Raw genomic sequence first — 23,756 nt, 5'->3', positions numbered from 1 at the left:
TCCTTTCTCAAACCACCGGCGTCAGCAAGGACTGGCCGCTGAAATGGGCGGCAAGGTTGTCGCGCACGAGCTGGCCCATCGCCTTGCGGGTCTCCACCGTGCCGCTGGCGTGGTGCGGTTGTAGCACGACATTGGCAAGCTGCAGGAAGCGCTCGTCGATGGTCGGCTCGTTCCAGAACACGTCGAGCCCGGCGCCCTTGATGGCGCCGGTTTCCAGGGCGGCGAGCAAAGCAGTCTCGTCGACTGTGCTGCCGCGCGAAATGTTGATCAGGATGCCGTCCGCTCCGAGCGCGGCCAGAACCGCCGCGTCGATTATGTGCCTGGTGCTGTCGCCTCCGGCGAGCGTCACGATCAGGAACTCGTTCTGCCGCGCCAGCTCGGCCAGATCGCCGACGAAGGCATAGGGCAGGTCGTCGCGCTCCTGCCGGTCGAAATAGGCGACAGTGCAATCGAACGCAGCCGCGCGCCTGGCCACCGCGGCGCCGACTCGGCCCATGCCGACAATGCCAAGCTTTTTTCCGCAGACGCGTGTGACCAGCGGCATGTTGCCCTTGCGCCAGCTGCCATTGCGCACATGGGCGTCGGCCTGCGGGATCTTGCGCGCCACGGCGAGCAGCAGCCCGATGCCGATATCGGCCACGTCCTCGGTCAGCACGTCGGGCGTGTTGGTGACGCGGATGCTGTTTTCCCTGGCATAGGCAAGGTCGATGGCATCGGTGCCGACGCCATAGCAGGAGACGATCTCCAGCTTCGGCAGCTTTGCCATCAGCGCGGCACTCGCGCCGAGCTCGCCGCGTGTCGCGATGGCGCGAATTTCATCGGCGTGGCTTGCGATCAGCGCATCCTTGTCCTCGACCTGCCACAGTTTGTGGACGCGATACCTCGCTTCCAGGTCCGCCATGTCCCAATCCGGGTAGGGGCCGGTCATCAAGATCTCGGTCACGGCGTCGTCTCCTCCAGCAGCGGCAATTTTTCCATTGACTATGTTATCGATAACATTCATGTCAATAGGCACTGGCGGTGGCGCGGCGGAAATCGTATCCGCTTCGGGCGACATGTCCTCAGGAGGAGCAGGTGAGCGGTTCTTTGTTCGATTTGTCCGGCATGCGGGCTTTGGTTACCGGCTCGGGGCAAGGCATCGGCCTGGCTCTGGCGGAAGGGCTGGCGCAGCACGGCGCCGAGATCGTGCTCAACGGCCGCAGCGCTGAAAAGGTCGCGGCCGCAGCCGAAGCGCTGGTCGCCAAGGGGCACAAGGCGCACAGCGCGGTCTTCGACGTGACCGATCACGCGGCGGTGGCCAAAGGTGTAGAGGAGATCGAAACCACCATCGGTGCCATCGATATCCTCATCAACAATGCCGGCATGCAATTCCGCACGCCGCTCGAGGATTTTCCCGCCGACAAATGGGACGAATTGCTGCGCACCAACATTTCGAGCGTGTTCTTCGTCGGCCAGGCGGTGGCGCGGCATATGATCCCGCGCAAGCGCGGCAAGATCATCAACATCGCTTCGGTGCAAAGCGAACTGGCGCGTACGAACATTGCGCCCTACACGGCAACCAAGGGCGCCGTGCGCAACCTGACGCGCGGCATGTGCGCGGACTGGGCCAAGCACGGGCTGCAGGTCAACGCCATCGCACCGGGCTATTTCAAGACGCCGCTCAACCAGGCGTTGGTCGACAATCCCGAGTTCTCGGCCTGGCTGACCAACCGCACGCCGGCCGGGCGCTGGGGCGATGTCGGCGAACTGGTCGGCGCGGCGGTGTTCCTGGCCGGCCCGGCCTCATCCTTTGTGAACGGACACACGCTCTATGTCGATGGCGGCATCACAACCTGCCTTTGAGGCTTCGCTCATCGTCGTGATGGGCGTCAGCGGCTGCGGCAAGACCAGCGTCGGCATCGATATCGCCGCACGGCTTGGCTTTGCCTTCGTCGAAGGCGACACGCTGCACCCGCGCGGCAATGTCGAGAAGATGTCGCTGGGCATCCCGCTGACCGACGACGACCGATGGCCCTGGCTCGATCTGGTGGGCGCCGCCTTGCGCCAGGCGCATGAGGAGAGAAGCGGGCTCGTCGTGAGCTGCTCGGCGCTGAAGAAATCCTATCGGGATCGGCTTCGCCATGCGGCGGGCGGGCCGGTGTTCTTCGTGTTCCTCGAGGGATCGCGCAGTGTCCTGCGGTCCAGGATGGCCGATCGTCGCGGGCACTTCTTTCCGCCGGCCTTGCTCGACAGTCAGCTGGCGGCGCTCGAAAATCCGACCGGCGAGGAATTGGTGGTCACTGTCGACATCGACGCTCCAGTCGACAGGATCGTCGATCGGGCGCTGAACGGGCTTGGCGACCTCGGCGCCGCATCCGCTGCCAGAACCAGGAAAGAGGCTCGTTGAGATGAGTGAAGCACCAGCAAAGGTCGCCCTTGTCGGCGCCGGTATCATGGGATCGGCAATCGCCACCCGGCTGATCGAGACAAGCCAAGCGGTTACGGTGTTCGACCTCGACAAGGCCAAGGTTGCTGCGCTGGCCGCGAAAGGCGCTGCCGCTGCCGCGTCGGTCACCGAAGCAGTGCGGGCGAACGATTTCGTCATCCTCAGCCTCAACCATGCCGATATCGTGCGTTCGGTGGTGTTCGGCGACGGCGGTGTCGCGATTGCTGCTTCGCCGGAGAAGCTCTTGATCGACATGTCGTCGATCGACCCAGCCGACACCGCACAGATGGCCAAGAAACTAGCGGCCGAGACCGGCATGAAATGGGTCGACTGCCCGCTTTCTGGCGGCGTTCCCGGTGCGCTCGCCGGCCGCTTGACGGTCATGGCCGGCGGCGAAACGGCAGACTTCGAGCGCGCCCGCACGGTGATGCAGCACCTTTGCGCCAACTACACGCTGATGGGGCCAAGCGGCGCCGGGCAGACGACCAAGCTGATCAACCAGCTTTTTTGCGCGGTTCAGTTCCAGGCGGTTGCCGAAGCGGTGAAGCTCGCCGAAGCCGGCGGCGTCGATCCCAAGGCGATCCCCGCGGCCCTCAAGGGCGGGCGTGCCGATTCCAGCATCATGCAGGAGTTCATGGCGAAGTTCGCCGCCCGCGACTTCTCGCCGACCGGCCGCATCGACAACATGCTGAAGGACCTGGATTCTTTGCAGTCCTTTGCGCTGAAGACCAAGACGCCGTTGCCGATGACCGGCCAGTTGGTCGAGATCCATCGCCTGCTTTGCGCGGCTGGCCTGGGGCCGAAGGATTCGGCCGAAATGATGCGCCTGCTCGACGGCAAGATCGGCTGATTGGCCGCCCCTGATTTTGTTGCTTGACGCTCAGAAATGTTATCGATAACATCATTTGGCGATCTCGGGAGGAACGCATCTTGACCGAAGAGAAACTGATCGAGTTCAAGGCGATTACCAAGGAGTTCGGCGGCACCCGCGCGCTCTCCGACGTAACGCTCGATCTGTGCAAAGGCGAGATCCTTGCCCTGCTCGGCGAGAACGGCGCCGGCAAGTCGACGCTGATCAAGACGCTTGCCGGCATCTACCGGCCGGATGGCGGCAGCATCCTGTTTCGCGGCGAGCCCTATCACCATCGCCCGCCGCAGCCGAACGAGCGCCAGCCCGTCGCCTTCATTCACCAGGATCTCGGCCTGATCGAATGGATGACCGTCGGCGAGAATGTCGGCCTCGCCCAGGGATTTTCGCTGCGCTCCGGCCTGATCGACTGGCGCTCAACCGAAGGGCGGGCCCGCGAGGCGCTGAAGCTGGTCGGCTGCGATTTTGATCCGACGACGCGGGTCCAGGACCTGACCCGCACCGAGAAATCGCTGGTCGCCATCGCGCGCGCCTTGGCCACCGAAGCCGATGTGCTGGTGCTCGACGAGCCGACTGCCAGCCTGCCGGCCGACGAGGTCGATCGCCTGTTCGACGCCATCCGCCCGCTCAAGCAGCGCGGCGTCGGCATGATCTATGTCTCGCATCGCCTCGACGAGATTTTTCGCATCGCCGATCGCGTTGCCGTGCTGCGCGACGGCCGGCTGGTCGGCCAGAAGCAGGTCGCCGACACCAGGCCGGACCAGCTGGTCGAGATGATCGTCGGCCGCCCGGTCAGCCAGGTCTTCACCAAGGCAGAGACGCAGGCCGGCGAGACGGTGTGTGCTGTCCGCGACCTGGTCTGTGCCGGGGCCGGGCCGGTGTCGTTCGACGTGCGCAAGGGCGAACTGCTCGGCCTGGTCGGACTGCGCGGCGCCGGGCAGGAACTGGTCGGCCGGGCGCTGTTCGGCTGTCAGGGCTTTTCCGGCTCGGTGACGATCAACGGCGTCGTGCCGGATTTGTCGAGCCCGATCGCCGCCATGGGCTCGGGCGTCGGCCTGATAGCCCGCGACCGGACCGAGGAATCGATCGCGGCCTCGCTGTCGATCCGCGAGAACAGCTTTCTCAATCCCGGCGCCGGCAAGCGCGGCCTGTTCTCGTTCCTGGCGCCCTACAAGGAGGCCGCGCTGGCGCGCGAGATCGGCGGATCGGTCGGGCTGCGTCCCAATGATCCGGGCCTTCCGATCGAGGCGCTGTCGGGCGGCAACCAGCAGAAGGTGGTGGTCGGACGCTGGCTGCATACCGGCCGCAAGCTGCTGATCGCCGAAGACCCGACCGCCGGCGTCGATGTCGGCGCCAAGGCCGAGATCTACCGGCTGATCGGCCGCGCCCTTGAAGCCGGCCTCGCCGTCGTCGTCGTTTCGACCGACTTCGAGGAGATCGCCCATATCTGCCATCGCGCTTTGGTGTTTTCGCGCGGCCGGATCGTGCGTGAACTCGCCGGACCCGAACTGACCACGTCCGCGGTGATCACCGCGGCATCGGCTTCCGAAGCCGCCTGACCGTCCCGGAGGATTTCCATGCCATCGATCGAATCCAGCGCACTCGAGCCGACCCGCGGTGAAATGGCCAGCCTGCCGGCACGACAGAAGATCACCCGGCTGCTGCCGGTCTACGGCCTCGTGATCCTGACCGTCCTGCTGATCCTGCTGTTCTCCATCCTGCTGCCGAATACATTTCCGACGCTGCTCAATTTGCGCTCGATCATCTCCGACAAGGCGATCATCGCGCTGCTGTCGCTGGCCGCCATGATCCCGATGGCCTCAGGTCGCATTGATCTGACCGTCGGCTACGGCATCGTGCTGTGGCACATCCTGGCAATCAGCCTGCAGACCATGTTCGGCATTCCGTGGCCGCTGGCGGTGCTGATCGTGCTCACGCTCGGGGCCGCCACCGGCTTCCTTAACGGCCTGTTGGTCGAAGTCGCCCGTATCGACTCCTTCATCGCCACGCTGGGTACTGGCACCGTGCTCTATGCGCTGGCGCTTTGGCACACGGGTGGCCGGCAGGTCGTCGGCGTGCTGCCGGAAGGTTTTTATGCGCTCAACGGCACGATGGTGTTCGGGCTGCCGGTCACCGGCCTTTATGTGCTGGCAATCGCCGTCGCGCTGTGGGTCATCCTCGAATATCTGCCGATCGGCCGCTACGTCTATGCCATCGGCGCCAATCCGAAGGCGGCTGCGCTGAACGGCATTCCGGTGCGCCGCTTCGTCATAGGAGCTTTCGTCTCGTCCGGCTTCCTGACGGCGCTGACAGGCGTGCTGCTGGCCTCCAAGTTGCGCATCGGCCAGGCCAGCGTCGGGCTGGAATATCTATTGCCGGCACTGGTCGGCGCCTTTCTCGGTTCGACCACCATCAAGCCCGGGCGCGTCAACGTCTGGGGCACGATGACCGGCGTCATCATCCTGGCCGTTGGCATTTCCGGCATCCAGCAATTCGGCGGCTCATTCTTCGTCGAGCCGCTGTTCAACGGCGTGACGCTGCTGGTTGCCATCGGCATCGCCGGCTACGCCCAGCGCAAGCGCGGCGCGGCCAGAATTGTCCGCAAACCAGATCCGTCCGGAGGCTGAATACCGGACGGTCAATCTGTTTCAAAAACCAAGGGAGGAACCCAACATGCAGCGCAGAACATTCCTGAAATCGTCCGCCGCCCTGATGGCGGTGGCCATCGCCGCACCGGCCCTGTTCGCCGGCCAGGCACGGGCAGACGCGATGGCAGACGCCATGGCGGTGGTGCAGAAATACGCCCAGAAGGTCACGTCGTGGGACGGTCCGACCACCGGTCCGAAGGCGCAGGAAGGCAAGACCATCGTCGTGCTCGCCGGCGATCTCAAGAATGGCGGCATTCTCGGCGTCACCACCGGCGTGGAGGAGGCCGCAAAGGCGATCGGCTGGGAGGTCAAGGTCATCGACGGTGCCGGCTCGATCGGCGGCCGCACCGCGGCCTTCGGCCAGGCGATGGCACTGAAGCCGAGCGGCATCGTCATCAACGGCTTCGACGCGGTCGAGCAGGCGCCGGCGCTGGAACAGGCGAAGGCGGCCGGCATTCCGCTGGTTTCCTGGCATGCCGGGCCGGTGATCGGGCCCGACGACAAGAACGGCGTGTTCGCCAACGTCTCGACCGACGCGATGCAGGTTTCCACGGCCGCGGCCGACTGGGCCTATGCCGATGCCAAGGGCAAGCCGGGCGTGATCATCTTCACCGATTCCACCTATGCCATCGCCATCGCCAAGGCCGACAAGATGAAGGCCGAGATCGAGCGGCTGGGCGGCAAGGTGCTCGAATATGTCGACACGCCGATCGCCGAGACCTCGCAGCGCATGCCACAGCTCACCACCTCGCTGCTGCAGAAATACGGCGATGCCTGGACGCATTCGCTGGCGATCAACGACCTCTATTTCGACTTCATGGGACCCTCGCTCGCCGCGGCGGGCAAAGCCGGCACCGACGCGCCGATCAATGTCGCCGCCGGCGACGGTTCGGAATCGGCCTATCAGCGCATCCGCGCCGGCCAGTTCCAGAAGGTCACGGTCGCCGAACCGCTCAACCTGCAGGGCTGGCAATTGGTCGACGAGCTGAACCGCGCTATCGCCGGGGAAAAATGGTCCGGCTATCTGTCGCCGCTGCATGTCGTGACGGCCGACAATGTCGAATTCGACGGCGGACCGAAGAACGCCTTCGACCCCGACAACGGCTATCGCGACCAGTACAAGAAGATCTGGGGCAAGTAGGCTTCCACCGAAGCGGGCGCATCACAGGTGCCCGCGTCCCTGCCCAAATCCAACCGGTCCTGCAGGCCGTACGGTTGTTCGCCGTACGGCCGCGGAATTCTGTCGTGCAAGGAGAGACCATGATCGTCCGCTATGCCCTGTTCGAGGGCGAGATTCATCCGGGCAGCGAGGCCGCGTTTCGTCGCTTCGTGAAGGAGAGGTTGGTGCCGCTGTGGACGCAGTTTCCCGGCGCGCAGGAAATCCGCGTCCTCGACGGCATGGCCCGCGACGAAGGCGCGCCGGTTTACGCAATGGTGCTCGCGATCCGCTATCCCGACATGGCCACGTGCGAACAGGCGCTTCAATCCCCGGTTCGGTTCGAGAGCCGCGAAGTGACCGGCGAGCTGCTGAAGATGTTCACCGGCCGCGTTCACCACCATGTCTTCGAGATGAACGAATACGCGCCGGCGGGATGACCCTGCCGGGCGATGCGGCCGCGTACTCCCGTGTGCTTGCCGGCTCATCCGCCTGCGGCTGTCATGATGGCTTGCCGGTCGGGTTCGCTGGACAGATCGATACGGACAACCGTTCCGGTTCGGACCGGCTTGCGCAGAGCCTTTGCGCCGCCCGGGTCGACGCTCAGCGAGCGCCGCTCCTCCAGCGCCTGAAGGCGCGACCTGGAGATGCCGAGCTCGCCGGCGAGCAGGCGGTCAAGCCGCAACGACGTTGGCGTTTCGAGCGCGAGCCGAAGCTCGAGAGCAGATGGCGTTTCGGGCGCGTCGCCGAGCCTCCGCTTGTCGACGGCGACCTCGGCAAACTCCTCGACATGCCCAGTTCGGCTGCGCAGCGCCACGATATCGAAGGCATGGCGGTGCGCCAGTGCCGGATCGTTGCTTTCGAAACCCTGCAGCACGGCCGGTTCGATGTCGCGGCGATTGCAGCGCTCCAGAATGCCGAAATTCCAGGAATTGTCGCAATCGATGCAGCGATAGATCAGCCAGGCGTCGATGCGTTTGCCGTTGGCGTTGACGCGGAATTTGCCGCTGCATTGATACGGCCTGGTGCCGCCGCAGCGGTTGCAGTTGATGAGAGGTCGAGGCGCGAATTTGGGCGCGATCGCCCAGCGGATACGCAATAGTCCGGACATGCCGATAAGCCCTTCCCGTCGGGAAGTTCGTCAGACCGGCGATGTCGAGAGCCCATGCGGGCACGGCGTGGCGAGAGGCTGCGGCGATTGGAAAACAGGCGTCACGGGCGGCTTGCGCGCGACAGCGGTTCAGCAGTGCCAAACCGGTCTCGAACCGCCACCCTGAGGAACACATGAAATGAAAACAGGCGCCGCGAATGCGGTGCCATGCACTGTGTCGGGGGAGTTGACGAGACCGGCGGTTACGTAGGCAAAGTGAAACTCGAAAATCGTGTCGGGGCGGCATTTCTAGCCGCGCTGCGCCGGGCCGGCAAGGGGCCTGCTCGGCCGGCAGGGCGCATCGGGCTCGAGTCGCGGACGTCGGTGCCGCCCCTCGTCCGCCTGCCGGCGTTCGTCGTTCGAAAAGCCAAGCAATTGGCTTTTCGTCCGCTGCGCGGACCACTTCTTACCTCCGCGTATAGTGACGGGGAGAAGAGGGCTGGCCGCAACGCCGCGCCTGATCTGCAACGCTCGAGATTGGCGAAACCATTCGTGACGGCGCTTTTTCTCCCCGTCACTATACGGGGAGAAATGCCCGGCAGGGCAATGAGGGGCAGCGCTGACCAATGCGTTTTTCTTGTCTTTGCCAATGCTGCTGTGCTGGTTAGTGTAACAGTCAAACCTCGGAACAGAGATCCCGCCATGCAGCTCACGTCGCTCCTGATCTTTGCCGCCGCTCTATTCGTCGCTGCCGGCTCGCCCGGACCGTCGATCGCCGCCCTTGTGGCGCGGGTGATCGCCAAGGGGTTTCGCGATGTGTTCCCGTTTCTGCTCGCCATGTGGATCGGCGAAGGCATCTGGCTGTCGCTGGCGGTGTTCGGGCTGGCGGTGGTGGCGCAGACCTTCCATTTCGCTTTCGTCATCGTGAAATGGATCGGCGTCGCCTATCTCGTCTATCTGGCCTGGAAGATGTGGACCGCACCGGTCGAGGCGAAGGAAGGCGAGATGCCGCGAGAGGATTCACCGGCAAAGCTCTTCCTCGCCGGTATGGCGGTGACATTGGGCAACCCCAAGATCATGATGTTCTACCTGGCGCTGTTGCCGACCATCATCGACCTTGCCTCGGTCAGCGTCGTCGGCTGGGTCGAGCTGACGGCGACCATGGCCGTGGTCTTGGTCGCCATCGACCTCGCCTGGGTGCTGGCAGCGGCGCAGGCGCGCAAGCTGCTTAAGAGCAGGCGGGCGATGAAGATCGCCAACCGCGTCAGCGCCGGCACCATGGCCGGCGCCGCCGCGGCGATCGCGGCGCGCTCCTGAGGTGTATTGATATTCAGGTGAGGCCGGCCTGCAAATGGCAGTTTTCTGCGCTTCCGCTCCGGTTCTCGAAAACCACCACTTTCGGCTCGGCCTGACCTGAACCTTGCGTCACATCATTTCGATGATCGGTGCGATCTCGACGCTGAAGGCCGGGTCCATCAGGATCGGGCAATCCTTGGCCTTGGCGACGGCATCGTCGATGTCCTTGGCTTCGACGATCGTGTAACCGGCAGTCGGATTGCTGCCGCCATTGTTCTCGACCTTGCCGCCGGGCAGCACCATCTTCGACATGCCGACCGGATTGCCGCCGTCGACCACGGCCGAGCCGAGCTTGCCGTACCAGCCGGTCCAGGCGTCGGTTGCGGCCTTCCGCTCGGCCTCGTCGGTCGGCATCTTGCCCGAGCCATGATAGACATAGAGAAACTTCGCCATGTTCTCCTCCCTTGATCGGCGGCATCGAACCGGCATGCGGTCCATGCCGCCTCCTGATATGCGGCCATGCCGCAATCTTTGATCATCGGACCAAACCGGCGAACACGCAACGAGAATGCGTAACTTCTAATGTGCGGGTGCGAGATCGTTACCGCGCCATGGCGTGGTATTCGTCGTTGGGCCGCATGTCGATGGCCGCCGCCACCCGGTTCGACATGTTGAAGAAGGCGGCGGTCGAAGCGATATCCCAGATGTCGCGGTCGGAGAAACCGGCCTTGCGCAACGCTGCCCGGTCGGCCTCGACGATCTTTGCCGGCTCTTCGGTCAGCTTGACCGCGAATTCGAGCATGGCGCGCTGCCGGTCCGACAGGTCGGCGGCGCGGAAGTTCATCACCATCATCTCGCCGAGCTTCGGGTCGCCGGAAAGCTGGCGCACGGCCGCGCCATGCGCGGTCAGACAATAGTAGCAATGGTTGATGGAGGAGACGACGACCGCGATCATCTCGCGGTCCAGCTTCGACAGGCCGGAGTCGCCCAGCATCAGATCATTGTACGTATCGGTGAAGGCGCGCAGCTTCTTCTCGTCGAAGGCATAGGACAAGAGCACATTGGGAACGAGGCCGAGCTTCTCCTCGCATTTGGCGAAGTAGGCTTTTGTCGTCTCGCTCAGCTCCGCCTGCGCAAGGTCAAGCGCCATAATCTTGCCGGTCATCGGCATTCCTCCTCATGCATTCGACGGTCAGTTTCGGCGCTGCGATATTTCTTCGCAAGCCGTCAAACCTTTGTCGCCAAATACCGGTCATCTGCTACCATAGTCGCAAAAGCATATGACGGGAGGGATTTGACACCATGGCCAGCCTCAAAACAGCAAGCCAGTCGAAAAAGGCGAGTCCGGCCAAGAAGGACGCGGCAAGAGGGGGCGAAAAAGCCGGCAAGCTTGCCGATTACCTGCTTGCCCGGGCACCGGCCGAAGACGTCGCCGCCTATGATGCCGCCGACCTCGAACGTGCCGCCGATCTGGCCGGCCGCGCCGTCGCCAGACACAGGAAGGGCGACTGCGTCGTTGCCATTGACGTCGAGTCCGGGGTTGTGCGCCAGGGCCGGCCGCTGACGGTCATCACCGTCGTCAACGACAACATGCCGTTCCTGTTCGATTCGATCCTCGGCGAGATCACCGAGGGCGCCGGCGAGCCGCTGCTGGTCACCCATCCGGTCGTCGTCGTCAGGCACGGTAAGAGCGGCGTCGAAGAAATCCTCGGCGATGGCGGTTTTGCCAAGGGCGATCTCAGCCATGACCGGCTGAGCGTCGTCCATGTCCATATCGGTCGCATGTCCGCTGACCAGGCCGAGGCTTTGGCCGGACGGCTGAGGAAGCTGCTGGGCCAGGTGCGCGCCGCGGTCACCGACTGGAAGCCGATGCTGGCCCGCCTCGACCAGGCGATCTCGGAGTTCCGCTACGCGCCGGTGCCGCTCGACAAGGCGCATGTCACCGAGGCGATCGCCTTCCTCGAATGGCTGCGCGACGACAATTTCACCTTCCTCGGCATGCGCGAGTTCAAATATACCGGCGGCGAGAAGAGCGGCACGCTGGAGCGCGCCGAGAAGCCCGGCCTCGGCATCCTGTCCGATCCGGACGTGCTGGTTTTGAGGCGCGGCACCGAAGCGGTGACGACGACGCCCGAGATCCGCGCCTTCCTGCATGGGCCGGAACCGCTGATCGTCACCAAGGCCAACGCCAAGTCGTCCGTGCATCGGCGCATCTATCTCGATTACATCGGCGTCAAGACCTACACAGCCAAGGGCACGCTTTCGGGCGAACTGCGCATCGTCGGCCTGTTCACGTCGACCGCCTACACGCGCTCGGTGATGAAAATCCCCTATCTCAGGTCGAAGGCCGAGACCGTCATCACCAAATCCGGCTTCAATCCCGGCGATCACTCCGGCAAGGCGCTGATCAACGTGCTGGAAAGCTATCCGCGCGACGAGCTGTTCCAGGTGCCGATTCCGATCCTCAGGAAGCACGCCGAGGCGATCCTCGGACTGATCGAGCGGCCGCGCGTCAGGGCGCTGGTGCGCGCCGACCAGTTCGACCGTTTCGTCTCGATCCTCGTCTTCGTGCCGCGCGATCGCTATGACAGCGTCGTGCGCGAGAAGGTCGGTGCGTACCTCAAGACGGCGTTTGAAGGCCGGCTGTCGGCCTATTACCCGGCCTTCCCGGAAGGCGGGCTGGCGCGCGTGCATTTCATCATCGGCCGATCCGGCGGCAAGACGCCGAAGGTCGAGCAGGCGGCGATCGAAGCAGCGATCCGCGACATCGTGCGCACCTGGGACGACGCGCTGCGTGAAACCGCGGCCGAGACCGGCACGGAAGCGGCGCTCACCGCGATCGCCTCGCGCTTTTCGGAAAGCTATCGCGATAGTTTCCCGCCGACGGTGGCGCTGGCCGATGCCGGGCGCATCGCCAAAATCAGCGCAGCCAATCCGATTGCCATCGACTATTACCGGCATGCCGAGCAGAAGCCGAACCAGGCGGCGCTGAAGATCTATCACCACGGCAGCCCGGTGGCGCTGTCGCGGCGGGTGCCGGTGCTGGAAAACATCGGCTTCCGCGTCATCAGCGAGCGCACCTTCGAGGTCGGCGAGGACGCCGCCGACAAGGTCTTCATCCACGACATGGAGCTGGAGAACAGCTACGGCAAGCCGATCGACCTTGGCGACGGCGGCGGGCTGTTCGAGGACGCATTTCTGTCAGTCTGGCGCGGCGACATCGACAATGACGGCTATAACGGCCTTGCGCAGACCGCTGGCCTGTGGTCGGGCGAGGTCACCATCCTGCGCGCCTATGGTCGCTATCTGCAGCAGGCCGGCATCCCGCAGAGCCAGGATTTCATCGCCGCAGCGCTCAACCGCTATCCGGATATCGCGCGCGGCCTGCATGCGCTGTTCGTCGCCCGCCTCGGGCCAACGGCCGAAACGGAAGGCGTGGTGGCGGCCAAGCACCTCAAGGCCAAGATCAGGGATGCGCTGGAAGAGGTGCCCAACATCGATGACGACACCATCATCCGCCGCTACCTCAACCTGATCGAAGCTTCGCTGCGCACCAATCATTTCGTTGCCGATACGAAAGCCAAGGGCCAGTCGCTGGCGATCAAGCTCGACTCGCAGGCGGTCGACGGGCTGCCGGCGCCACGGCCGTGGCGGGAGATCTTCGTCTATGGCTCGGAGGTCGAAGGCGTGCATCTGCGCTTCGGCCCTGTCGCGCGCGGCGGCCTGCGCTGGTCGGACCGCGCCCAGGACTACCGCACCGAGGTGCTCGGCCTGGTCAAGGCGCAGCAGGTCAAGAATGCCGTCATCGTGCCGGTCGGCGCCAAGGGCGGCTTCTATCCGAAGAAGCTGCCGATGAGCGCCGGCCGCGACGCCATCTTCGAGGCCGGAACCTCAGCCTACAAGAACTACGTCTCCAGCCTGCTGTCGATCACCGACAATATCGGCATCGACGAGGTCATTCCGCCGGCCGGGGTGATCCGGCGCGACCAGGACGATCCCTATTTCGTCGTCGCCGCCGACAAGGGCACGGCGACCTTCTCCGACACCGCCAATGCCATCTCGGAGAAGCACGGCTTCTGGCTCGACGATGCCTTCGCCAGCGGTGGTTCGGCCGGCTACGACCACAAGAAGATGGGCATCACCGCCAAGGGCGGTTGGGAAGCGGTCAAGCGGCATTTCCGCGAGATGAACCGCGACATCCAGACCTCGCCCTTTACCGTCGTCGGTGTCGGCGACATGTCGGGCGACGTGTTCGGCAACGGCATGCTGCTGTCGCCGCAGACGCGGCTGATCGCTGCCTTCGACCATCGCGACATCTTCATCGATCCCGACCCGGACATGGCAGCCTCGATGGCGGAACGCCAGCGCATGTTCGCTTTGCCGCGCTCGAGCTGGCAGGACTACGACAAGACCAAGCTGTCGGAAGGCGGCGTCATCGTCTCGCGCAGCCAGAAGTCGATCACGCTGCCGGCGGCGGCTGCCGCGGCCATCGGCCTTGGCAAGACCACAGCGACGCCGGTCGAGATCATGAACGCCATTCTCAAGGCGCCGGTCGATCTTTTGTGGTTCGGCGGCATCGGCACCTATCTCAGGGCCTCCACCGAAACCAATGCCGATGTCGGCGACCGCGCCAATGACGCCATCCGCATCACCGCGCTCGATGTGCGTGCCAAGGTCATCGGCGAGGGCGCCAATCTTGGCGTGACGCAGCGGGCGCGCATCGAGTTCGGGCTTGCCGGCGGCCGCTGCAATTCCGACGCCATCGACAATTCGGCGGGCGTCAACTGCTCCGACGTCGAAGTCAACATCAAGATCGCGCTGGCTTCGGCCATGCGCAAGGGATCGCTGACCCGGCCGGCGCGCAACAAATTGCTGGCCGAGATGACCGATGAGGTGGGCTCACTGGTGCTGTCCAACAACTACCAGCAGACGCTGGCGCTTTCGATGGCGCGCAAGCGCGGGCTCGCCGATATCGCGCATCAGAGCCGGTTCATGTCGGCACTCGAAGCACGCGGCCTGCTCGATCGCGCCGTCGAGACGCTGCCGTCGCCGGCGGCGCTTGCCGAGCGCGAGGCGCGCGGCGAGCCGCTGACCCGAGCCGAGCTCGGCGTGCTGCTCGCCTATGCCAAGATCGTGCTGTTCTCCGACATCGTCGCCAGCGACGTGCCGGACGATGCGCATTTCGACCGCGACCTGATGGGCTATTTCCCGGACCGGATGGCGAAGAAATACGCCGCCGAGATCCGCGGCCACCGGTTGCGCCGCGAGATCATCACCCGCGTCCTGGCCAACGACCTGGTCAATCGCGGCGGGCCTTCCTTCGTCAACCGGCTGCAGGAAGCCACCGGCCGAACCGCCGCCGACGTGGTGCGCACCTTCGCCGTGGTGCGGGACGGCTTTGCCTTGCCGGCGCTCTATCGCGAGATCGACGCGCTCGACAACCAGATCGACGGCCAGGTGCAGCTCGACCTCTATCAAGCGATTAGCCGGCTTATCTTCATGACAAGCGGCTGGTATCTGAAGAACGATGCCGGCACGGCGGCGCTCGGCCAGCGGATTGCCGAGCTGCAGGAGGCGCGCAAGGCACTTGAGCCGAAACTCGCCTCGCTGCTGCCCGCCTTCTCGCGCGAGCGGATCGAGGAGCGGCGGCATGGGTTGTTCAAGGCCGGCGCGCCGGAGAAGCTCGCCGCGCAGCTGGCGCTGACCGATGTGGCGGAACTGATCCCCGACATCGCGCTGACGGCGCGCACGGCCAATGCCGATATCGTCGCCGCCGCCAAGGCCTTCTTCGCGGTCAGCGACGCCTTCCGCATTCCGCGCGTCGAGGATGCGGCGCGCTCGATCACGCCCTCCGACTACTACGACCAGCTCGCTCTGTCGCGCGCGACCGACACGATCGGCGCGGCCAGGCGCGGCATAGCGGTGGCGGCGCTCACCGGCCATGCCAAGGCGGCCGACCCGGTGGCGGCCTGGCTGGAGGCCGGTGGCGAGCGGGTCGGGCGCATCCGCGAGCGGCTGCAGGCGCTGACCGAGGGCGGCGACATCACCGTGTCGCGGCTGTCAGTGGCGTCAGGGCTGATGAGCGATCTGACGGGGATGTGAGCCAGATCGGGCGAGATTGCCGGCAGGAACTACGCTATAGAGCTACACGGCGCCCTGCTTCGGGCGCCGTTCTGCGGGAGGGGACATGACTGAGGTGGCAGTGCAGCGGGCATCGGGACGCGGCATCTGGGGATGGATGCTGTTCGACTGGGCGGCGCAGCCGTTCTTCACGGTTGTCACCACCTTCATCTTCGGGCCCTACTTCGTCTCGCGCATGGCCAGCGATCCGGAGACGGGCCAGGCGGCCTGGGGTTACGGCATAGCAGCGGCGGGCCTGGCTATCGCCGTGCTGTCGCCGATCCTCGGCTCGATCGCCGACCAGACCGGACCGCGCAAGCCGTGGATCGCGTTCTTCGCTGCGATCAAGATCACCAGTCTGACCCTGCTTTGGTTCGCCGCGCCCGGTTCGAACCTTTTCCTGATCGTGGCGCTGTTCTCGATCGCCTCCGTCGCGGCTGAGTTCTCGACGGTGTTCAACGATTCCATGATGCCGCGCCTGGTGCCGAAGAGCGAGATCGGCCGCATCTCGAACATGGCCTGGGGCCTTGGCTATCTCGGCGGCATGATCGCGCTGATCTTCGTCGTCACCTGTCTGGCGGGCTCGCCGGAGACCGGTAAGACGATCATCGGCATCGACCCGCTCTTCGGGCTCGATCCGAAGCTCGGCGAGGATGCAAGGGCCACGGGGCCGCTCTCGGCCGGCTGGTACTTTCTGTTCATCCTGCCGATGTTCTTCTTCACGCGGGACGCCATCAGGGGCATTGCGATCGGGCCGGCAGTGCGCGAGGGGCTGTCGGAACTGAAGTCGACGCTCGCCGAAGTGCGCCAGCGCAGCGGCATCTTCCGGTTCCTCATTGCCCGCATGATCTATCAGGACGGCGTCAACGCGCTGCTGGCACTGGGCGGCACGTTTGCGGCGGCAATGTTCCATTGGTCGATCACCGAGATCGGCATGTTCGGCATCATCCTCAATGTCGTCGCCATCGTCGGTTGCCTGGTTGCCGCCCGTCTCGATACGGCGCTTGGCTCCAAGACCATCGTGCTCATCTCGCTCGTCCTGCTCAGCATCGCCACCATCGGCATCGTCTCGACCGGCCCGGGCTATACGCTGTTCGGCGCCTGGATGATGCCCGAAACCGATAGCGGCGGATTGTTCGGCACGCCGGCTGAAAAGGCCTATATCTTCTACGGCCTGCTGATCGGGCTTGCCTTCGGTCCGGTGCAGGCCTCATCGCGCTCCTATATGGCGCGTAGCGTCACTGCCGCCGAATCGGGCCGCTATTTCGGCATCTATGCGCTGGCTGGTCGAGCGACCAGTTTCGCCGCACCCTTCATGGTGGCAACCATCACCTTGGCCAGCGGCTCATCGCGGCTCGGCATGGCGGCCATCGTGCTGTTCCTGGGCGCTGGCATGGCGATACTGATCAGGACCCCATATCCGGCCGACCAGCCAGTGCAGTGAGCCCTCTTCCCTTCTCCCGCAAGGGGAGGAGGGAAGAGCGCGCCTCAATGCCGGAAGTGCCTAACCCCCGTAAACACCATGGCGATGCCATGTTCGTCGGCGGCGGCGATGACGTCGTCGTCGCGCATCGAGCCGCCCGGCTGGATGACGGCGGTGGCGCCGGCTTCGATCGCCGATAACAGCCCGTCGGCGAAGGGGAAGAAGGCATCGGAGGCGACGACCGAGCCCTTGGTCAGCGGTTCCGCCAGCCCGGCCGCCTCGGCGGCGTCGAGCGCCTTGCGGGCGGCAATGCGCGAGGAATCGACGCGACTCATCTGGCCGGCGCCGATGCCGACGGTGGCGCCGTCCCTGGCGTAGACGATGGCGTTCGACTTGACATGCTTGGCGACGCGGAAGGCGAATTTGAGATCGGCCATCTCGGCCGGCGTCGGCGCGCGCCTAGTCACCACCTTCAGCTCAAGGTCGTCGATCACCGCATTGTCGCGGCCCTGGACGAGCAGTCCGCCGGCGACGGATTTGACCGTCGTGCCGGCGGCGCGAGGATCGGGCAGGCCGCCCGCGACCAGCAGGCGCAAATTCTTCTTGGCGGCGACGATGCGAACCGCTTCCTCGGAGGCGTCGGGCGCGATGATCACCTCGGTGAAAGTCTTCACGATCTCTTCGGCCGCTTCGGCGTCGAGTATGCGGTTCATGGCGACGATGCCGCCATAGGCAGAGACCGGGTCGCAGGCCAGCGCCTTGGCATAGGCCGCCTTCAGCGAAGTCCCCTCGGCGACGCCGCACGGGTTGGCGTGCTTGATGATGGCGATCGCGGCCGAGCGGGCCGGATCGAACTCGCCGGCCAGTTCGTAGGCGGCGTCGGTGTCGTTGATGTTGTTGTAGGAGAGCTGCTTGCCCTGCAACTGGCGGGCGGTGGCGACGCCCGGCCGCTTGTCGCCGTTGACGTAGAAGCCGGCGCCCTGGTGCGGGTTCTCGCCATAGCGCATCACCTCGACCAGCCGGCCGCCGAAGGCGCGCCATGTCGGATGTTCGATCTCCAGCGCCTCGGCGAACCAGCCGGAAATCGCCGCATCGTAGCTGGCGGTACGGGCGAAGGCCTTGGCCGCCAGCTTCTTGCGGAAATCCAGCGACAGCGAGCCGATATTCATCTCCAGCGCGTTGAGCACCGAGGCATAGTCGCCGGGGTCGGTGACGATGGCGACATAGGCGTGGTTCTTGGCCGAGGCGCGGATCATCGCCGGGCCGCCAATGTCGATGTTCTCGACGATCGAAGCATAGCCGGCGCCGGAGCGGCGGACCTCCTCGAACGGATAGAGGTTGGAGACGACGAGGTCGATCGGCTCGATGCCGTGGGTCCGCATCGCGCTGGCATGCTCGGCGTCGTCGCGTATGCCGAGCAGGGCGCCATGCACAGACGGGTGCAGCGTCTTGACGCGGCCGTCCATGATCTCGGGAAAGCCGGTCAGCTCGGAGACGTCGCGCACGGCCATGCCGGCTTCGGCGATCGCCTTCGCGGTGCCGCCGGTGGAGACCAGCTCGACTCCGGCCGCGGCGAGCGCCTTGGCGAAATCGACGAGGCCGGTCTTGTCGAAGACGGACAGCAGCGCGCGGCGGATCGGGACGAGGTCGGGAGCTGGAATGTTTTTGCTGGCGACGGCCATGGGCTGGCGGCCTTTCACGGCTGGATTGGGAAGCGTGACCGGGCCGTAGCATATGAGGCCCGGAAATCAAGCCGGGCGCTTCGTCACGGCAGGCGCTTAAAGCGCGTCGCATCCAAACGGAGTCATACGCCGCGCGTTAAGCCCTTGTTTCTTTGCATGTCGTTATCGCAAAACCGCTGCGCACTTTTTGCGCGACACGCATTAGTTGTTTTCGGGATAGCCGGCGATGCTGGTCCGTGTCAGCTGCCAGTGAACCTCCGATATCTCGGAGGCCTTGAAGGCCAGCACGATCTGGCGGCTGCGGCGTGGGCCGCCGAGGCCGGCGAAATAGATCGATTCCTCGACCTCCGGCACGACCTCCTTGCAGGTGAAGACCCAGGTGTCGGTCTGATCGCCGGTCAGCACCAGCCGGTCATGCTCGTCCTGCAGCAGATCCACATCGGGATGGATGTGGAAGCGCACCGTGACAAAGTCGCGGCCGTTGTTGCGGATCGCAGCGCCGCCGGGGCGCAGGAAGCGGTCCCTGCCGGTCAGTACATTGCCGGTGTTCACCAGCGTCAGCTCGCGCTCGTGCAGGAAGCCGAAGCGCGCGGCATAGCCGTCGTGGCGGGCGATGAAGCCCTGGCTGCCTTTCTGGTCGGTGCGTTTGCAGGGCGCATGCTGCGGACCGCCGATCAGCGGCGAGCCCAGGAGATCGTTGACACGCAGCGAATGGCTGAAACGCGCCGACGAGGTGTCGTTGATGGTGGCGGTCGAGTGCGCGGCCGTGGCGCGGGCCAGTGGCCGGAATTCGGCGGCGCCGTAGGTGTCGATGCCGGCATTGACGACATAGTGCTGGCGGCCGGAGGAGAGTTCGAAGGCGAGGCAGCCGGCATGCGCGGCGTTGGAAACATCGATGGGCGGCGGCAGGCCGGTGTCGGCGATGACGGTCACGCCGCCCATCGACAGGCGCTCATAACCCGAATGCGGCGCATGCAGCAGCGGCGCGCCGACAGTGTCGTCGTGGCGCAGGATGGTGGCGATACGGTCGTGGATGGTGGCGCCCATGCCGTTGAAGCGGGCGAGGCTGCCGTCCTGGTGGCGAAAGAAACGCAGCGCCGGCAGCATGCGATCGATGGCGCCCATCAGCGCCGCCGGCGGCGTCTCGGCCTGGTTGGCGTAGGTCTGGCGCAGCGGAAGGAGGTCGGCGAGAAGTTCGAGCACCGTCATCGGGTTGCGAGAAATATGGCCGCCATCCGGGAGGATCTGGCGCTCGAGCTCCTCCGCCAGGTTGCGGGTGGCGCTGCGCAGCGCCGATGCCGGCGCCGGCAGGGATAAAGCGGCGAAGGCGAGCGCGATACGGGCGCGCAGCCTGTCCTTGCCATCAGGCATTTCGCGCGCCATCGACCGGAGGTAGCGTATCTGCATGGCAAGTGATTTCAGGAAGGCGCGATAGAAGGGAAATTCCGCACCTTGCAGCACCACTGACGAATGCTGCAGCCAGGCAATGACCCGCTTGGCCGTCGTGCCGGGTTCCCAGGCGATGCCCGAAATCTGGTTGCCGTGTATGGCGATCCAGTCGGAAACCAGGGCGCGGGCGTTGGCGGCGGCAAGCTCGGTGCCGGCGGCGCGCATGTGGCGCAGCCAGCGAAAACCGTGCAGCGTCTTTTGCCAGCCGCGATTGGGCACGGCGATCTGGAACGGCGACTTGCCGCCGGTCTCGACCATATGGCCCGACAGCGGATAGCGGCCGTAATAGATCTCGAGCGCGATCTGCGGATCGGCGAGCCGCAGGTCCGGTGGCGCGATCAGGACGCGTTCGGGCGTGCGGCCGGAATAGCGCCAGCGATAGATCGGCCCGGCACGCAGGCGCCGGCGCGTCTTGCGCCAGAACTCCCTCGCGACAAGCGTCCAAAGACGCGTCGTGCTGCCGGCAGCAAGTGCCAAATCCCCTCCTGGTCGTCCATACCCAAGGACAAGCTTATATGATTCAAGAACTTATGCGAAGGTGGATTTCGCCATCGTGAAGGAGTTCACGCTGCTGCGGCCTGATTCTCCTTAGAAAAGTCAGCAAATTTTAGTGAAAAACGATTCTTGGTCTCCAGGAGGTAGAGCGTCCTTTGCGCGCCCGCGCGGCGCTCTAGCCGGCTCGGCGCATGCGGGCGGCGAAGAAGCCGTCGAGACCGGAAATCCCAGGCGTTTCAAGCATCAGATCGGCGGGCGTGGTGCGCAGCGTCCCTTGCGGCGTCAGGAACGCATCGATGCCGGCAAACTCGCCAGGCCGAACGGGATCGTCGACGACATCAGCTGTGCCAGCAAGGAAGGCGCGGTAAAGGTCCTCGCCTTCGATCGGGTCGAGCGAACAGTTGGAAAAGACGATCCGCCCGCCCGGTTTGACCAGGCTGACGGCGCGGGCGAGCAGCCTTGCCTGCAGCCCGGCGAGCTTTTCGACATCGGCCATGGTCTTGGTCCATGGCACGTCGGGATGCCGCCGCACCGTGCCGGTCGAGGAGCAGGGCGCGTCGAGGAGAATTGCGTCGAACAATTCCTGCGGTTGATAGTCGAGCAGGTCGGCCTGGACGATCTCGGCGGAGAGACCGAGCCGTTCGAGATTCTGCGTCAGCCGCGCCAGCCGGTTCTTCGATGTGTCGACCGCGGTGACCTTGGCGCCGGCAAGAATGAGCTGCGCGGTCTTGCCGCCGGGGGCGGCGCAGAGATCGGCGACACGAAGCCGTCCGACATCGCCGAACAGCCGGGCCGGCAGGCTGGCGGCAGCGTCCTGCACCCACCAGGCGCCGTCGGCGAAGCCGGGCAGGTCGGGGACGGAGGCACTGAGCTTTTCCACGCGCACCGTGCCGGTCGGCAGCACGATGCCGCCGAACCGTTCGGCCCAAAGTGCCGGATCGGACTTGACGGTGAAATCGACCGGTGCCTCATGGCGATGGGCGGCCAGGATCTGCCCAGTCCTGTCGGCGCCATAGGCCGCCTTCAACCGGTCGGAAAACCATTTTGGCGCTTCGTCGGTGGCGGCAAGGGCGGCGGCCAATTCGGCCTCTTTCGAGCGCGCGAGCGTGCGCAGCACGCCGTTGACCAGGCCGGAAAAGCGCAGGGTGCGCGGGTCGGACTTGGCGTGGGTGACGGCAAGGTCGACGGCGGCGCTGTCGGGAACGTCGAGGAACAGGATTTGCGCCGCTGCCACATGCAGTATGTGCGACAGCACGGTGGCATTGGCCGGCAGCGGCTTTTCCAGGCGCCGCGCCAGCAGGCCCGCAATCGTCATGCGATAGCGCAGCGCGGTGACCAGTATGGCGCGCACCAGCGCGCGGTCGCGCAGGTCGAGCGCCTTGTATTGCGGGTGGCCGTTCTCGTGATCGGTCAGTCCGTCGAGCGGCGTGCGCGCATCGATGACGGCGGCGAGCAGGCGCGCCGCCGCCTTGCGCGCGGCAAGGCCGGCTACCGTCTCGCTGCCTGCGCTGTCTTCACGATCGCCTGATGTCCGCTGCCGGCGTTTGGCGCCGCTCACGACCACGGACCTTTGGGACCGGTCGGGTTGCGGCCCCACGGGTTGGACTTCGGCCGCGTGGGCTCAACCGTCGGCTGCGGCTCGTCTGCCTTGCCCCACGGTCCCGGCGATGGCTGCTCGTCCGCCTGGCGTGGCGTCGGTGCCTGGCGCGGCGCTGCCTGCGACGCACCACCTATCTCCCGCGCCATCGCCTGCAGGGCGGCGATGCGGTTGTCGGTGTTTGGATGGGTGGAGAACAGATTGTCCATGCGCGCGCCGGAAAGCGGGTTGATGATGAAGAGATGGGCCATGGCCGGGTTGCGCTCGGCATCCAGGTTGGGGATGCGTTCGGCGCTGCGGGCGATCTTGTCAAGGGCCGAAGCCAGCCAAAGCGGGTTTCCGACGATCTCGGCACCGCGCCGGTCGGCCTCGTATTCGCGGGTGCGGCTCACCGCCATCTGCACGATCATGGCGGCGAAGGGCGCCACCAGCATGGCCACCAGCACGCCGACGAAGCCGAACGGGTTGTTGTTGTCGCGGCTGCCGCCGAAGAAGAAGGCGAAATTGCCGAGCATCGAGATGGCGCCGGCAAGCGTGGCGACGACGGTCATGGTCAGCGTGTCGCGGTGCTGCACATGGGCAAGCTCGTGCGCCATAACCGCCGCGACCTCCTCATGCGACAGCCTCTGCAACAGCCCGGTCGAAGCGGCCACCGCGGCATTCTCGGGGTTGCGGCCGGTGGCGAAGGCATTGGGCTGCGGGTTGTCGATCAGATAGGTTTTCGGCATCGGCAGCCCGGCCCGCTGGGCGAGCGCCTGGACGATGGCGTAGTATTCGGGCGCGTTCTTCTCGTCGACCTCGACGGCGTGGTTCATCGACAGCACCATCTTGTCGGCGTTCCAGTAGCTGAACAGGTTGGTACCGGCGGCGATCAGCAAGGCGATCATCATGCCACCTGTTCCGCCGATCAGAAAGCCGACGCCCATGAACAGCGCCGTCATCGCGGCGAGAAGCATGGCGGTGCGAAGGGTGTTCATCGGCTGCTCCGTCCGTGGGGGCGAAAAGGGGTCGATCCAAGCGGGCTCATCGCTATATGATGGGAAACGCCTGCCCCTGTTTCAATCCGCCGGGACTATCGCATGACCGACCAGACCAGCAAAGCCGACACCGGCCCGGATCGCGACCTGTCGCAAAAGCCACTGACGCCGGCGGCCAGCCGTGCGCTGGCAGAGGCCAAGGCGCGCCGTGAAGAATATCGCGAAAAGGAAGCCGCGCTGCCGAAGGAAATCGGCGGCCGCGGCGGCAAGGAGCCCGGCCGCTATGGCGACTGGGAAGTGAAAGGCCTGACCAGCGATTTTTAGGCTGGGCGGATATTCAGCCGGCCTGCAAATGGCGGCTTCCTGCGCTTCCGGTGCTTGTGTTGCCGATCACGCACTTCGGAGATTTGCGGAAACGCCCCTCCCATCCTGATCCGCCGCATTCCTAGGCAGGCGTCACGGCATGGATACCAGGGTCTCCGCGACGTCGCTTCGCTCCTGCTTCGCCCTGGGATGACGAAGCTAGGGGC

19 protein-coding genes are annotated in these 23,756 nt (G+C 65.2%); 11 read left to right on the top strand and 8 right to left on the bottom strand.

Translation table 11 applies throughout. The features are described from left to right. Positions 1–7: 7 nt before the first annotated feature. Positions 8–928, bottom strand: coding sequence for a 2-hydroxyacid dehydrogenase (locus A6B35_RS02695; RefSeq protein WP_040582440.1), 921 nt, complete (start codon positions 926–928; stop codon positions 8–10). Between the two features lie 176 nt (positions 929–1,104). Here A6B35_RS02695 and A6B35_RS02690 point away from each other — a divergent pair, with 176 nt between their 5' ends. The 7 genes from A6B35_RS02690 to A6B35_RS02660 all read left to right on the top strand — a co-directional run bounded on the left by A6B35_RS02690 (position 1,105) and on the right by A6B35_RS02660 (position 7,537). Beyond that, positions 1,105–1,842, top strand: coding sequence for an SDR family oxidoreductase (locus A6B35_RS02690; protein WP_244425902.1), 738 nt, complete (start codon positions 1,105–1,107; stop codon positions 1,840–1,842). Then, positions 1,811–2,386 carry a gluconokinase gene (locus tag A6B35_RS02685; RefSeq protein ID WP_006201216.1) on the top strand — a complete coding sequence of 192 codons (576 nt, stop codon included), beginning with the start codon at positions 1,811–1,813 and terminating at the stop codon, positions 2,384–2,386. Before A6B35_RS02690 ends, A6B35_RS02685 begins: the two co-directional genes overlap by 32 nt. 1 nt (position 2,387) lies before the next feature. After that, positions 2,388–3,275, top strand: a complete 888-nt coding sequence (locus A6B35_RS02680; protein WP_006201217.1) for an NAD(P)-dependent oxidoreductase — start codon at positions 2,388–2,390, stop codon at positions 3,273–3,275. 80 nt (positions 3,276–3,355) lie between these two features. Continuing rightward, the gene (locus A6B35_RS02675) at positions 3,356–4,852 is read left to right on the top strand and encodes a sugar ABC transporter ATP-binding protein (protein WP_006201218.1); all 1,497 of its coding nucleotides are present in this window, start codon (positions 3,356–3,358) and stop codon (positions 4,850–4,852) included. 18 nt (positions 4,853–4,870) lie between these two features. Next, positions 4,871–5,920, top strand: coding sequence for an ABC transporter permease (locus tag A6B35_RS02670; RefSeq protein ID WP_006201219.1), 1,050 nt, complete (start codon positions 4,871–4,873; stop codon positions 5,918–5,920). 46 nt (positions 5,921–5,966) lie between these two features. Continuing rightward, entirely contained in the window at positions 5,967–7,082 is a 1,116-nt protein-coding gene (locus tag A6B35_RS02665) for an ABC transporter substrate-binding protein (RefSeq protein ID WP_006201220.1), read from the top strand. A 119-nt stretch (positions 7,083–7,201) separates the two neighbouring features. Further along, positions 7,202–7,537: an EthD domain-containing protein gene (locus A6B35_RS02660; protein WP_006201221.1), complete on the top strand. Its 336-nt coding sequence runs from the start codon at positions 7,202–7,204 to the stop codon at positions 7,535–7,537. 44 nt (positions 7,538–7,581) lie between these two features. On the opposite strand, the gene A6B35_RS02655 is transcribed toward A6B35_RS02660, so the two are convergent. Continuing rightward, positions 7,582–8,208 (bottom strand): DUF1062 domain-containing protein, encoded by a 627-nt coding sequence (locus A6B35_RS02655; RefSeq protein WP_006201222.1) that lies wholly within the window; start codon positions 8,206–8,208, stop codon positions 7,582–7,584. A 681-nt stretch (positions 8,209–8,889) separates the two neighbouring features. On the opposite strand from A6B35_RS02655, the gene A6B35_RS02650 reads away from it, so the two are divergent. Continuing rightward, positions 8,890–9,504 carry a LysE family translocator gene (locus A6B35_RS02650; protein WP_006201223.1) on the top strand — a complete coding sequence of 205 codons (615 nt, stop codon included), beginning with the start codon at positions 8,890–8,892 and terminating at the stop codon, positions 9,502–9,504. A gap of 108 nt (positions 9,505–9,612) precedes the next feature. Here A6B35_RS02650 and A6B35_RS02645 read toward each other — a convergent pair whose 3' ends face one another. Both A6B35_RS02645 and A6B35_RS02640 read right to left on the bottom strand, forming a co-directional pair. Then, the gene (locus A6B35_RS02645) at positions 9,613–9,936 is read right to left on the bottom strand and encodes a YciI family protein (RefSeq protein WP_006201224.1); all 324 of its coding nucleotides are present in this window, start codon (positions 9,934–9,936) and stop codon (positions 9,613–9,615) included. Positions 9,937–10,084: 148 nt separating this feature from the next. Then, a complete protein-coding gene (locus tag A6B35_RS02640) occupies positions 10,085–10,648 on the bottom strand; it encodes a peroxidase-related enzyme (protein WP_006201225.1) in 564 nt (187 codons plus the stop codon). Between the two features lie 137 nt (positions 10,649–10,785). On the opposite strand from A6B35_RS02640, the gene A6B35_RS02635 reads away from it, so the two are divergent. Together A6B35_RS02635 and A6B35_RS02630 are read left to right on the top strand one after the other, a co-directional pair. After that, the gene (locus A6B35_RS02635; RefSeq protein WP_006201226.1) at positions 10,786–15,585 is read left to right on the top strand and encodes an NAD-glutamate dehydrogenase; all 4,800 of its coding nucleotides are present in this window, start codon (positions 10,786–10,788) and stop codon (positions 15,583–15,585) included. Between the two features lie 85 nt (positions 15,586–15,670). Further along, entirely contained in the window at positions 15,671–17,047 is a 1,377-nt protein-coding gene (locus A6B35_RS02630) for an MFS transporter (protein WP_065518145.1), read from the top strand. A gap of 44 nt (positions 17,048–17,091) precedes the next feature. Here the strand turns inward: A6B35_RS02630 and purH are convergent, their stop codons facing one another. From purH to htpX, 4 genes are all read right to left on the bottom strand, one after another. Next, complete coding sequence (purH, locus tag A6B35_RS02625; RefSeq protein WP_006206651.1) at positions 17,092–18,708, bottom strand: bifunctional phosphoribosylaminoimidazolecarboxamide formyltransferase/IMP cyclohydrolase; 1,617 nt, start codon at positions 18,706–18,708, stop codon at positions 17,092–17,094. A 201-nt stretch (positions 18,709–18,909) separates the two neighbouring features. Further along, positions 18,910–20,634 (bottom strand): heparinase II/III family protein, encoded by a 1,725-nt coding sequence (locus A6B35_RS02620; protein ID WP_006206650.1) that lies wholly within the window; start codon positions 20,632–20,634, stop codon positions 18,910–18,912. 193 nt (positions 20,635–20,827) lie between these two features. Then, positions 20,828–22,216 (bottom strand): RsmB/NOP family class I SAM-dependent RNA methyltransferase, encoded by a 1,389-nt coding sequence (locus A6B35_RS02615; protein ID WP_006206649.1) that lies wholly within the window; start codon positions 22,214–22,216, stop codon positions 20,828–20,830. Then, a complete protein-coding gene (gene htpX / locus A6B35_RS02610; protein WP_006206648.1) occupies positions 22,207–23,226 on the bottom strand; it encodes a zinc metalloprotease HtpX in 1,020 nt (339 codons plus the stop codon). Before htpX ends, A6B35_RS02615 begins: the two co-directional genes overlap by 10 nt. Positions 23,227–23,328: 102 nt before the next feature. On the opposite strand from htpX, the gene A6B35_RS02605 reads away from it, so the two are divergent. Continuing rightward, complete coding sequence (locus A6B35_RS02605) at positions 23,329–23,550, top strand: DUF1674 domain-containing protein (RefSeq protein WP_006206647.1); 222 nt, start codon at positions 23,329–23,331, stop codon at positions 23,548–23,550. Positions 23,551–23,756 lie beyond the last annotated feature (206 nt).

This window comes from Mesorhizobium amorphae CCNWGS0123, assembly GCF_001686985.1.
GTDB lineage: Bacteria > Pseudomonadota > Alphaproteobacteria > Rhizobiales > Rhizobiaceae > Mesorhizobium > Mesorhizobium amorphae.
Note: the sequence above shows the minus strand (reverse complement) of the source record. Positions and strands in the feature narration are given on the sequence as shown.

Bases quoted from the DNA above. Each gene is read 5' to 3' on its own strand.
- A6B35_RS02695 (WP_040582440.1), bottom strand. From the start codon at position 928: ATGACCGGCCCCTACCCGGATTGGGACATGGCGGACCTGGAAGCGAGG.
- A6B35_RS02690 (WP_244425902.1), top strand. From the start codon at position 1,105: ATGCGGGCTTTGGTTACCGGCTCGGGGCAAGGCATCGGCCTGGCTCTG.
- A6B35_RS02685 (WP_006201216.1), top strand. From the start codon at position 1,811: ATGTCGATGGCGGCATCACAACCTGCCTTTGAGGCTTCGCTCATCGTC.
- A6B35_RS02680 (WP_006201217.1), top strand. From the start codon at position 2,388: ATGAGTGAAGCACCAGCAAAGGTCGCCCTTGTCGGCGCCGGTATCATG.
- A6B35_RS02670 (WP_006201219.1), top strand. From the start codon at position 4,871: ATGCCATCGATCGAATCCAGCGCACTCGAGCCGACCCGCGGTGAAATG.
- A6B35_RS02665 (WP_006201220.1), top strand. From the start codon at position 5,967: ATGCAGCGCAGAACATTCCTGAAATCGTCCGCCGCCCTGATGGCGGTG.
- A6B35_RS02660 (WP_006201221.1), top strand. From the start codon at position 7,202: ATGATCGTCCGCTATGCCCTGTTCGAGGGCGAGATTCATCCGGGCAGC.
- A6B35_RS02655 (WP_006201222.1), bottom strand. From the start codon at position 8,208: ATGTCCGGACTATTGCGTATCCGCTGGGCGATCGCGCCCAAATTCGCG.
- A6B35_RS02650 (WP_006201223.1), top strand. From the start codon at position 8,890: ATGCAGCTCACGTCGCTCCTGATCTTTGCCGCCGCTCTATTCGTCGCT.
- A6B35_RS02645 (WP_006201224.1), bottom strand. From the start codon at position 9,936: ATGGCGAAGTTTCTCTATGTCTATCATGGCTCGGGCAAGATGCCGACC.
- A6B35_RS02640 (WP_006201225.1), bottom strand. From the start codon at position 10,648: ATGACCGGCAAGATTATGGCGCTTGACCTTGCGCAGGCGGAGCTGAGC.
- A6B35_RS02635 (WP_006201226.1), top strand. From the start codon at position 10,786: ATGGCCAGCCTCAAAACAGCAAGCCAGTCGAAAAAGGCGAGTCCGGCC.
- A6B35_RS02630 (WP_065518145.1), top strand. From the start codon at position 15,671: ATGACTGAGGTGGCAGTGCAGCGGGCATCGGGACGCGGCATCTGGGGA.
- purH (WP_006206651.1), bottom strand. From the start codon at position 18,708: ATGGCCGTCGCCAGCAAAAACATTCCAGCTCCCGACCTCGTCCCGATC.
- htpX (WP_006206648.1), bottom strand. From the start codon at position 23,226: ATGAACACCCTTCGCACCGCCATGCTTCTCGCCGCGATGACGGCGCTG.
- A6B35_RS02605 (WP_006206647.1), top strand. From the start codon at position 23,329: ATGACCGACCAGACCAGCAAAGCCGACACCGGCCCGGATCGCGACCTG.